This is a genomic window from Vibrio gigantis (genome assembly GCF_024347515.1).
GTDB classification, from domain to species: Bacteria; Pseudomonadota; Gammaproteobacteria; order Enterobacterales; family Vibrionaceae; genus Vibrio; species Vibrio gigantis.
On the sequence record NZ_AP025493.1, the window covers coordinates 386,087 to 398,096 of the forward strand.

A 12,010-nucleotide genomic window follows, 5' to 3' on the forward strand; every position below is an offset into this window, starting at 1 on the left:
ATGCAGCAATTACCACCTGAAACCATAGAGCAAGCATCGGTTTGGATGGCACGTCTTTGGGCTGATGATGCCACGCAACAAGATCATGACTCGTTCGAATGTTGGCGGCTTGCCCACCCAAATAACGCCTTAGCATGGCAAAAGTTAGAACTGCTACAAAGTAAGTTTTGTGCCATTCCTAAAGGCAAAATCAGCAAGCAGGTCTTGACGCGTAAACCACCGAGAGTCAGCCGTCGCGAATTCTTATCCATAAGCACGCTTTCGTTCGTCGCATTAGGTTCAGGCATGGCGATTTACAGACCAACGCCAACAGGCACTGAATACTCTACCGCGACTGGCGAAATTCGTTCAATGACACTGTTCGATGGGACGCAATTAGCGATCAACACCGATTCCAAATTGTTTGTCGATTTTGATAATCATCAGCGCGATATTCATATCGAACGCGGCGAAGTCATAATCACCAACACACATCACCACAGCCCATTAACAGTTTCTACTTCGCAAGGTTTAGTATTGCCCATCGGAACCCAATTCAGTATCCGCGAGCACATCGATACCACTCAAGTCTCTGTCTATGAAGGTGAAGTCGAAATTCAACCTATGCTTGGGATGGGGAAACCGCATCTTTTTGCAGGGCAAACTGCACACTTCAATCGCCGCACAGTATCGCAGCCAAACCAGACCCAAGATTCAGACATGCTTTGGCTCGAGCATAAAATCATGGCGCAAGCGACACAGCTCAAAACTTTCATCAACGAATTAGGGCGTTATCGACGCGGCATCATCAACGTCGATGCCAGTGCCGCGGCACTCAAACTTACCGGTGTGTTCTCGACCAAAGATATTGATAAAACCTTACACAATATCAGCCAGATACTACCTGTAAGAATCCATTACCGTACCCCTCTTTGGGTCACCATCACAGCCAAATAAAATTTTATTACGGATTTCTGATTCTTGTTCGGTGTATCTGACAGTCAGTTAGAAATCCCGATAAGGAAATTACGGTGCCAAATGCCAAGCAGCGCTCGCTACTCTCCAAACTTACCACGATAAAACTCGGTGTCGTTATATTGAGTTTTCCTGTTGCTTCCAACGCTGCAGAAGACCACCAATATAATATTCCAGCAGCCACCTTAGACAGTGCTCTCAACCACTTTGCCGTAGAATCGGGTATCGAATTTTATCTAGACTCGTCACTCTCTTCAGGGCTCTATAGCCAAGGTCTAGTCGGCCAATACGACAACGAACAGGCGCTGTCTCTGTTGTTGACCAATACCGGTCTGCAAGCACAAAAACAGTCTGATGGTGTTTACTACCTCGTACCAACTACAGACTCGATGACACTCGATGCTATTCAAGTTCGAACCCATTTTGATGACGCCTATCAAAGAGACACTGACGGTGAAATGGATGTGTACGACAAAGACGTCGCAACCGCTTATCTCGGAAAAGAAGAAATCGAACGTTTCAAAGGCACCAGTGCGGCGGATCTGTTCACTGGCATCGCCAATACACACAGTGGCGAAGCACGAAATGGCGGTGGCAGTATCGACCCAAACGTACGTGGTGTACAAGGCTTTGGTCGTGTGCCTGTAGTTATCGATGGTACTGAACAAGGTATTTCAGTGTATAACGGCTATCGTGGTTCATCGAACAGAAACTACATTGACCCTAACCTCATCGGCAGTATGGCTGTTTATCAAGGTGCTCAGTTAAACTCAGAGATCAATACCTCAACAGGTGGTGCAGTTAAAGTTACGACATTGCAACCCCAAGATATCGTTGAAGAAGGTGAACAATTTGGTATTGAGTTAGTTGCCGAAAGCAGCAGTAACTCAATCGAGCCAAACAAAGCGCGACTGCATACCGGAAAACGTTGGCAAGATGTCCCAGCTTATGCCGAGTTAGGTGGTGTTCCACTGTACGACGACCCAGAAGTTCGCTTCCAAACCAGAGACAACAAAACAGATAATCCCTTCAATGGAGAGGACGTCGCCTACCGCCTCGCACTCGCCGGGATCGAACCAAAGTTTGACTGGTTAGCCGCATACGCATACCGAAATCGAGGTAACTACTACTCAGGTACCAGCAAAGCTGACTTCTACTCGAAACCATTTGACAATGACTCGAGTGACCAAGTCGCGGGGCGAAATCCAATCTTAAGACCTGAACACATGGCATTGGTCCACTACCCTGGCCACGAAGTACCCAACACATCTGCGGAAATGGAATCAGCACTATTAAAAGGTACAATCAATTTCAGTGATTACTACAAACTGCATGCCAGTATCCGATACACGGAAAGCACTCACGGTGAGATATTGGCGAGTCGTTCAGACTACCGAAATTCTGATGGACTCGCTCAGTGGCCGCTTGCCAACGCAAAAATGCAAGCCTACACCCTGAAATTTCGAGCTAATCCTGAACAAGATTTGCTAAACCTAAGCACCAACTTATGGCTGACAAAAACAGATTCTCGCAGCAATACTGGTTATGGCTTCCCTAACTTCGTGAACTACAAAAGCGATACGCCTGATATCATCATCAACACGTCAGTCGTTAACCGTGATGAGCAAAGGTACGGATTCGATTTCAATAACAAGATGCTACTAACAGACTCTATTGATATGACATTGTCCGGCAGTTACATGATGCACGAATTGAACCCTAAAGAGGGACTAGCCAACCTTATCGATTTCTATGGTGGTGCAGTCCGTGCTGGTGAAAGAGAAGAATACAACGGCGCAGTAAAGATTGAATGGCGACCACATGACTCCATAGTGTTAGATTCTGGTGTCCGTTACATCTCTTACAATGCGACAGATTACTATATAGAACATCAAGTAAACTCTGGCGACATTAATCCTCTGAAGGAGTACAAGAAAGACGGCTACCAATTAACTTATCAAACGCTAGAGGCCTATGCACCTGAAGAAATCGCGCAAAATGTAGCAAACGCAAAGCATGAGGTGAGAGTCAATTTCACACAACAAAACCTCAATACTGAGATAGATAGATTGCAAAACTTGATCGTTATGTTCCCTGATCAAGCTAATGAGTACCAAAGTCAGCTAGACGCACGACAATCAGAACTCGCTAATTTCGATGCTATATTGCAACAGAAGCTACAAACCGAAACCGAATCGGCGGAAAATCAAACCACTTTCATCGAGCACCACGCATCCAGTTGGTTAACCAATAGCGACAACGAACTCGATCTGGCAAGCAATGCTTGTCGTATCGCAATGCAACAAGAAAACTACATCGAAGGCAGTTGTAAGGCCAAATCGCTTGAGACTTCTGAAGAATACAACACCCAATACAAGACCAGTGGTAGCGGTTGGATGCCTTCTGTCACAGCCACATGGCTAATCAGCGATAACAGCCGAATTTACACCCGTTACGCTGAGACTTTACGTTTCCCAAGCCTATTTGAAAGTACCAGTGGGTTCAGTAGCAACCCTGTCGCAAGTGCTCCTCTACAACCTGAGCGCGCCAAACTGTACGAAACGGCTTACATTCATTACTTCGACAATGCGAGCTTTAAGCTGACCTATTTTGATCAAACAATTGACGGTGTAATGGACAGAGATCGCGACAGTTATAACTTCACCAACCTAGATAGCCAACGAACTAGCGGTATTGAGATCAACGGGCAGTTTGATAACAGCGATTATTTTGGCGATGCCTCAATTGCTTACAATTTCCGAAACGAAGTTTGTGACAGAAACTCTGCCGCCCAAGGTTATATAAAAGATGTGATTTTAGGAAATACCCCATCCGAAGAAACTTGTGTTCGTGGCGGATTTTCAGAAGGAAGCTTTCTTGCGGATCATGCAGCACCTGAATATACAGGCAGTATTTTGCTAGGCACTCGTTTCTTTGATACCGACTTAGAAACAGGCGTACGTACAAACTATGTTTCCGCAAGTCATGAAGATGAACTCATAAAAAGAACAGAGGTCATTACTTATGATGCCTACGTTAAATATGCCTTCACAAAGAAACTGAGTGCTGAGCTGATTGGTAATAATCTATCTGATGTTTATTACTTAGATACAGGCTCGGTATCAGGTATGCCCGCTCCGGGCCGAACATTAACCTTCAAATTAAGTGGTAAGTTTTAATAACAAGACCACCGACATTACCTTTCAGACTCGTTCGGAATCAAACGTATTGATCAAAACCATAATAAAACGCCTTTCTGGGCGTTTTTCTTTACGGGTTTCTCATCTGAATTCGGTATACCCAATGAAATTGACATTTGCACGGCTGACTTTAAACAGCTTTGCCACTCATGATTAGGAAAAAATACATGACTTCAAAACTAAAATGGACCTTACTTGCTGCCGCTATGCCAGCGCTTATCGCATGCGGTAGTGGGAGCAGCGACAGCAGTTCAGATTCTTCAAACAACGCAACTGTCGAAAAATCCTATGCCAAATTAGGCAAGCGCGTCCGCTTAGATGCAACCCAAGGTTTAGATACCTACAACGAAAACACAACATTCGAATGGAAGCTAACAAGCAAGCCTGATGGCAGTAACGTTGCACTTAACGCTAACAAGGCCATTGCACCTTATTTCACTCCAGATGTTGTTGGCGATTACACATTTGAATTAGAAAGTGCAATATCAGGCACTTCGAATACCACAAAGCAAACCATTGAAGTCACTGACGCATCACAAAACGTGGCGCCAATCATCGATATTGCGACACCACCAAGTGTTGCTCTAACCAAATCTATCAAAATTCCGTCTAACGCCGTCGACCTTGATGGCGATGTTTTAACTTATCAATGGGCGCTTTTATCAACACCGGATAATGCGACGATGAAACTCACGGGCAGCGGAACATCAACAGCAGTACTACTGTCGAACACAGCCGGCGACTACAAACTGAAATTAACAGTGAGCGACGGTTACGAAAGCGTTAGCCAAGAAGTTACTGTGTCTTATTCAGCAGAAAACGTTGCTCCAGTCGCCAATGCGGGTGGCGTAAAGTCTTTAGAGATTAGAGAAGCAGCAACCTTAGATGGCAGCGGCAGTTACGACGGCAATGAAGATGCGATTACGTACACGTGGAAACTACTTTCTAAACCGGAAAACAGTACGGCTGAACTGTCAGACTCAGCAGTCGCGAAACCAGATTTCACACCAGACCAAGTGGGTGATTACCTCTTCTCGCTTACTGTAAATGACGGTGAATTCACCAGCGAAGCCGATATGGTTCGTTTGAGCGCGAGTGCCGCAGGCAGCAGCGAAATCATCTTTACCTTTGGGGATGAAAAAACAGTACATGCCCTACCTTACACACCGACGCCGATTACCCTAGATAAAACCATCATAGGTGATGTTCCCGAATATGTAGAAGTGGCTACGTACACACTAGAGGCGGTTGGTAAGGACTACACAATTAGTGAAATTACTGAGATGGACTTCAGAGGTGAAGATTATGCGCCGAAAATGACAGGGATAGAACTTAACCAAGTTCTACATTCAGGGGATGTGGCTTACGTGAAAATGTGGGCCAAGCCGACGACGGGCACTCGAACCAACGTCATATATTCGTTCATCCTTGATAGTGATTTCACAAAATACATGGGGGTCGCGTACGACCTAAGCGCCGAGGCGAACTAAGCCCACTATTTCCCCCAAAAAGGCACTAGCTTCCAAGCTAAAAACACCATCTTCCAAACTAACAGTACGAAAAGCGCGAGTATTCGCGCTTTTTTTCATTTTTCGATTACGGTTTTCTCATTCTCAATCGGTATAGAAAAGAAAGACAAAAAACGATGACTTAACATTCTACTCTCGACGGTGTATTGCAATGCATGGCTATACTTACAAGTTTCCAATAATTCTCTCTTTCGCTTTCATTACGGCGTGTAATGGAAGTGCTTCTGATTCATCGCCGACAAGCGACTCGAATAATCAAACTCCGATCGCTATCGCTGGTATCAATCAACAAGTTAAAGTTAATCAAGTCGTCCACTTAGACGGCACGCGTAGTGTTGATTATGACAACGACCTCATCTCTTATTCATGGTCATTCTCAGAAAAACCCGCAGGAAGCGAAGCACAACTTTCCAGCTTGGAGGCCATCAAACCGACTTTCGTTGCGGATCAGATTGGTACTTACTACCTTTCGTTGGTGGTCAACGATGGCCAAGTCAACAGCCGCCCAAATCAAGTGAAAATAGTAGCTAAACCCGACCAAGACAACTCGCCACCGGTGGTCTCACTTACCCCAACGTACAGCGCGTCCCTATCGCAATCAGTCAAACTGTTTGACACATCCACGGATGCTGACGGCGATGAACTGTACCGTCAATGGAAAATTATCGACCAGCCAGATGGGAGTCAGCCTAGCCTCAGTAAATATGAGGGTAAATACCCCGACTTAACCGCTGATGTGGCAGGTGACTATGTGGTGGAATTAACCGTCACCGATGGTTTCTTATCAACTAAGGCGACCACAACCGTCACCTTTAATGAAAACCATCAAAACCGCCCTCCAACTGCTAATAATACCCAAGCCATGTTGGCCATTGAAGGTATGACGGTTTCTTTCACTGCCAGTGAAAGTTATGACCCGGACGGCGACCCCCTCACCTTTAATTGGTATTTTGTGTCAAAACCGCAAGGGAGCAATGCAACTATTGCGAACCCTAGTGCTGAAACCACAAGCTTTGTTGCCGATGTGAGCGGGCAATTTGCTGTCAATGTCGAAGTAAGTGACGGCGAGTTCACCGATTTACCTGGCAGACCTACATACGTGCGCGTTGCTTCGTTAAATGGCCCGCACGCAAAAGTCTTTCTGAGAGATGAAACCGAACCTTTACTTCTACCTTTTGATGACGAAAAGAGCATAGATTTGACCGGTGATACTGGACAAGTGCCTGAATACTATGCATTAGGATCCTATACGTTTGAAGCCGTCGAAAAAGACATCACTATTACCGTGACTTCCTTGACTGACCTTAAAGATATCGTACAGCCCATCATAAAAACCCCTTTTGGTGAGCTCGCTAAATCTGATGTTTATGTGATTCCGGCAGGTACCCGTGAAACCCTAACTTTGTATTCACCTCCAACCCAGAGCAAAACCACTCGTGTGATTTTCGAATTTGCTTGGAGTTTAAATGGGCCAAACGACTTTACGCTGATAGAGCGAGTCGGTGGTACATACAACTTCATTAGCCGATAAAATTTTATTAAAAATTACGATTATCTATTACGGTTTTCTCTTTCTTAAACGGTGTAATAGTTGAAAGCAAGCACGGCATCTGTCGCGCGCACCGGATGTTGGGTTTGCTTTTTTACTTACCATACTCAATTTAAAAGGAATCAAAATGAAACCAGTTCAACTTTCATGGATCGCGGCTGCAATGATTGGCCTTAGCCCACTTGTACAAGCAGGTTTTGATGGCGCGATTAGCGACGACTCTCTTCGTCAGGTTGGTGAATCCGAAGTTTACGTCCCACTGTTTCACGCAAAAGGTAAAGCCGGCATTGGCAGCTCAACAGGTAAGCGCGTCGATTTCGATGGACTAGCAGGTAATATCTTCAGCAGTAAAGAGAGAAATAATGTACATACCTCTGGCAGTAAGCACTTTAGTTCATCATTTTACAACTTCGCGCAAGCGGCTAACCAAGATGTTTGGTTTGGCGAATGGTATGAAGGAAGACAAGATGAAGAATACAACAACCGTACTGTTTACTATGTAGGCGACGATACTGGTACCACTGTGCCTACTTCAGGTAGCGCGACGTACAACATTACTGGTATTAACCAGTTTAGCGGTAGTAACCAACTTTCAGGTACGTTTACTGCTGATTTCGCTCAACAAACACTAACAGGCGACATTGCTAATGCGTCTCTATCTATCAATGTGGATAGCACGATTGATGCAGCAAGCGCTTCGTTCAATGGTACGGCAACAGCTAACCAAGCAGGTGTGACATCTCAAGGTATTTCTCAAGGCCACTTCTTTGGCGCAGATGCAGCAACACTCGCTGGTATTGCGACTTTTGCTGGCAACTCTGATCTTGATACTGCATTCGGCGGTGCAAAACAGTAATCACCTTCAATGACTAAGAAGCAGCTTCGGCTGCTTCTTTTTAATGAGCACCACATGAACTCCAACACCACTCCATTTTTACGTTGTCTACTATTGTCTTGCGTCTTTTCTTCACCTCTTTCTTGGTCTCAAGACACAGATACGCAGTTTCGTATTGAACAACAAGATGCCCTATCGGCTCAAAACAAAGAACAAGCAATACTTGAAGAAGAGAACCAGCGCGAAGCTAACTCCCAAAAACCAACCCAAACTGGATACCAGATCGACACAAACGATGTGAATCAAGTCGCGAAATCTCTTCATCTTGCTGTTCGTTATCGTCAATGGGTGCAAGCTAGCCAGTTACTGGAAATCTATCGACAGTTTGAACAGCCTGACCCACTGTTACTGAACTACGCTGACGGCGCAATCTCTCGAGCTAAAGGTGATCTGGAACACGCTCAACTCGCATTCGAAGACGCATTAGCCTTACAACCCAATTTTATGCCCGCGCAGTTAGAGCTAGCACGAGTCTTGTTTGAAAGTAACCAAAACCGAGATGCGCTCAATCTGTTCAATCAAATCAAATCAAAAATACCCTCACAAAATCCGAGAGCTGCTGGTGTGATTCGAACCATCGACAGCTTTACCCAAGCGCTTATTGCTCGCGACAGCTGGAACGGGTCTGTGGCGATTGGCGGTTCTTTTAATGATAACTTAAACAGCTCTTCTGAATCCTATACCTGCCTAGTGACATCCAACACAGGTCAGTGTCTCTTTGACCGTGTCACGCCTAAAAAAGAAAAAGCATATGGGATCGATTTTGAAGCGAGTATCAATAAACGTTTCTCTTTGTCTCGACACCACGGTATTCATTTACAAGGCCTAACTTATGGCACCAACTACGAGAACAACAGTGATTACAATGAACATACCTCTCGAATCGGCTTCGGATACAGTTTTCATGATCGCCTCAACAAAGTATCAATCGGCCCCTCTTTTGAACTAAGTCGTTACGCGAACAGTTCTGTTTATTTCAGCTCAGGAATCAAATTAGACTGGCTTAGAACAACCAGTCAAAACAGTGCCCTTAAATTCGAGTTCAAAGCCGACTATCAAGATTACATCCCAAGTGTGCTCAGCTATCAAACAGACTGGCAACTGGCTTCGTATCTTACTTATTGGTACCAATTTAATCATGACCTATTGTTATTCGGTGGCATAGACTGGACAGGTAAACAGAACAAAGAACAAGTCCATGCTTACGAGCTTTATGGCGGTAAAATTGGCTTGAATTCAGGTGTGATTCCTTGGGTTGATCTGACACTTTTCGGATCGTTTAGACATCGTGACTACCAAGGCTTCAATAGCATTCTGAGCGAAACGCGTAGAGATAAAGAGCAAAATTACGGGCTCTCTGCTTCGCTAAAAGATATCAAGTTATTCGGTGTTACCCCTTCATTGGTTTGGAATCATAAAAGAATAAAAAGCAATGTTGATTGGCTCTACACCTACCAGCAAAATGAGATCACTATCAAGTTCACTAGGCGTTTTTAAAATAATTAAAATTTCTTTACGGTTTTTTTAATTTCATTCGGTATAGGTAGCGACAACGTGGAAATTTATTCCACCAGCCTAATTCAATCCCTAGTGAGTGATACCTAATGACAACGCTTTTTTTTCGTATCGCGTCAGTGTTTTTAATGCTGACGTTTTCCCATTATTCTTTGAGTGATACGTCGATTCAACCTATCTCCGATACTGTGGTCTCAAACCAACAGATTGCCCCACCTTCAAATCCATTGATCACCCACGATCTTTCGCCGATGGGAATGTACCATGCTGCAGATTGGGTAGTTAAGTCGGTTATGATCGCTTTATTAGTCGCTTCCATTTTGAGCTGGGCAGTCTTCATTACTAAGCAGATACAGCTCGTTCTTGCTACGAAAAGAACTAAGCAACTATTAGCAACCTTAGTGACCGCAGACACTCTTCAGCATGCGGAGTCCGCTCTTACGCTACAAACAGGGCAAGAAGTCTCCGTAGTGACCGCTGCACAGCACGAAATCTATATGTCCGGTCAAGGTCCTGCGACTCATAACGGCATTAAAGAACGTGTTCAATTAAGACTTGAGCGAGTTCAAGCAGAGTTAACCCGAGACATGACGTCACTGACGGGCATTTTGGCAACCATAGGTTCAGTTAGCCCATTCGTCGGCCTATTTGGTACAGTTTGGGGAATTATGAATGCGTTTATCGGCATCGCGAAAGCCAAAAGTACGACGCTTGTGGTTGTGGCCCCTGGTATAGCCGAAGCACTACTCGCAACAGCGATCGGTTTGGTTGCCGCTATTCCTGCGGTGATGATGTATAACTATTTTTCTCGACGTATTGGACACTACAAAGCACTCCTAACAGACGTGTCTGTTGCGACCATGGTACTTGTTAGCCGAGATTGTGACCGCGATACTAACGAAGAGACGCCATCACAATTAAAGCAGGTGGTGTGATATGGGATTTCAAACATCTTCAGACAGCGATGATCTGGTGGAAAACCACGATATCAACGTGACGCCTTTGGTTGATGTTATGCTCGTTCTACTCATCATTGTGATGGTAGCAGCACCATTGGCGACCGTTAATGTGCCCGTCGATCTTCCTTCATCTTCTGCTGAAGCCACACCTTTACCTGATGAACCTTTGTTCCTTACCGTTGGTAAGGGGCTAGAGCTAACATTAGGTGAGGATAAGACTTCAACGTTAGAACAGCTACCATTTGATCTTCCGCTAATTATCGAGGATCAAAATCAGAGGATTTATCTAAGAGCTGACAAAAGCATTACGTATGACGAACTCATGAAAGTCATGAACACACTTGTACGCGCCGGATACAGCCAGATTGCGCTCGTTGGTTTAGAAACGCCGCAGGGGTAGTAAGCATGAGTATTTTTGCCACCTTAAGTGTCAGATCACGTAAACCTCGTCGACGTTGGTTTGTCGTCGGTTTTGCATTGAGTCTTGCCCTTCACTTATCTGCTCTTGTTTACTACCTCTGGACACCTGAGTACGATTTTGCTCCGCCTCCGCAAGCAGCACCCATTAAGGTTACAATTGTTGCTTCTCTCGCGATGGCAAAAATGCAAGTAGAAGATACGGAGATAGGCGAAAATCAACCTGAGATTGTTCAAGAACAGATGATCCAAGCTGCAACGGTTGAGGAGATACAACCGCTCGTCAAACCAACACCTGTGAAAGAGCAGCCAAAGTTTGTTGAGGTTGAGAAAGCAAACGCGCTCTCATCAGCAATAAACCAAGAGGCTAGGCCGGAAAAAGAGACGAAAAATAAGCCCGAGGAGCCAAAACAGATTGCTAAAACGCCTGTGCCGCCTAAAAGTCGTACAGAGCCTACCGTTGTCAAAAAGACAAAACCGAAAGTCATCCCCGATCCCCAAAAGGCGATGGTGAAACCCGTTCCGATTGAGAAACCGCGTCCAATCAGTGATGATCTCAAAGACCAACAACAAGTCGTGCAAACGGCAAAATCTCAACCTAATTTAATGGCTAAAAATAGCCAGCAGCAAGCGAGTGCGCTTCGGATTGGACAACTTTCTGAAGCGGGGAAAGCGGCCAAAATTAATTGGCAGCAAGCACTTCATGCACACCTTGAGCGAGAAAAGCGTTACCCTAGAAAAGCAAAGCGCATGAAGAAGAAAGGCATGCCTGTTATCAAATTTACAATGGATCGCCAAGGTAATGTGGTTGATGTCGTGTTGGTCAAAAGTTCGGGTACACTTTCGTTAGACAACGAAGCTGTCGACCTTGTTTACCGCGCTCAACCATTAATTAAACCCCCGACGAGCATAGCAGGTACTCGCTTAAGCCTTACGCTTCCCATCAACTTTAGCTTTTGAGGCTTATTTCGGTTTCTCTGTAATGAATCAAG

Annotated in this window: 9 protein-coding genes; all 9 read left to right on the top strand. The window is 45.0% G+C overall.

Annotated elements, in window-relative coordinates; genetic code table 11:
* A complete protein-coding gene (locus tag OCV56_RS17835; protein ID WP_086714087.1) occupies positions 1–936 on the top strand; it encodes a FecR domain-containing protein in 936 nt (311 codons plus the stop codon).
* 74 nt (positions 937–1,010) lie between these two features.
* A complete protein-coding gene (locus tag OCV56_RS17840) occupies positions 1,011–4,133 on the top strand; it encodes a TonB-dependent receptor (RefSeq protein WP_190960449.1) in 3,123 nt (1,040 codons plus the stop codon).
* Positions 4,134–4,321: 188 nt separating this feature from the next.
* Positions 4,322–5,644, top strand: coding sequence for a PKD domain-containing protein (locus OCV56_RS17845; RefSeq protein ID WP_086714088.1), 1,323 nt, complete (start codon positions 4,322–4,324; stop codon positions 5,642–5,644).
* 190 nt (positions 5,645–5,834) lie between these two features.
* A complete protein-coding gene (locus tag OCV56_RS17850) occupies positions 5,835–7,214 on the top strand; it encodes a PKD domain-containing protein (protein ID WP_086714089.1) in 1,380 nt (459 codons plus the stop codon).
* A 145-nt stretch (positions 7,215–7,359) separates the two neighbouring features.
* Positions 7,360–8,088, top strand: a complete 729-nt coding sequence (locus OCV56_RS17855) for a Slam-dependent surface lipoprotein (protein ID WP_086714090.1) — start codon at positions 7,360–7,362, stop codon at positions 8,086–8,088.
* Positions 8,089–8,142: 54 nt separating this feature from the next.
* Complete coding sequence (locus OCV56_RS17860; protein ID WP_086714091.1) at positions 8,143–9,624, top strand: surface lipoprotein assembly modifier; 1,482 nt, start codon at positions 8,143–8,145, stop codon at positions 9,622–9,624.
* A 107-nt stretch (positions 9,625–9,731) separates the two neighbouring features.
* On the top strand, positions 9,732–10,577 hold the full coding sequence (exbB, locus tag OCV56_RS17865; RefSeq protein WP_086714092.1) for a tonB-system energizer ExbB: 846 nt from the start codon (positions 9,732–9,734) through the stop codon (positions 10,575–10,577).
* Position 10,578: 1 nt separating this feature from the next.
* On the top strand, positions 10,579–11,001 hold the full coding sequence (locus OCV56_RS17870) for a biopolymer transporter ExbD (protein ID WP_086714093.1): 423 nt from the start codon (positions 10,579–10,581) through the stop codon (positions 10,999–11,001).
* Between the two features lie 5 nt (positions 11,002–11,006).
* Positions 11,007–11,978 carry an energy transducer TonB family protein gene (locus OCV56_RS17875; RefSeq protein ID WP_086714094.1) on the top strand — a complete coding sequence of 324 codons (972 nt, stop codon included), beginning with the start codon at positions 11,007–11,009 and terminating at the stop codon, positions 11,976–11,978.
* Positions 11,979–12,010 lie beyond the last annotated feature (32 nt).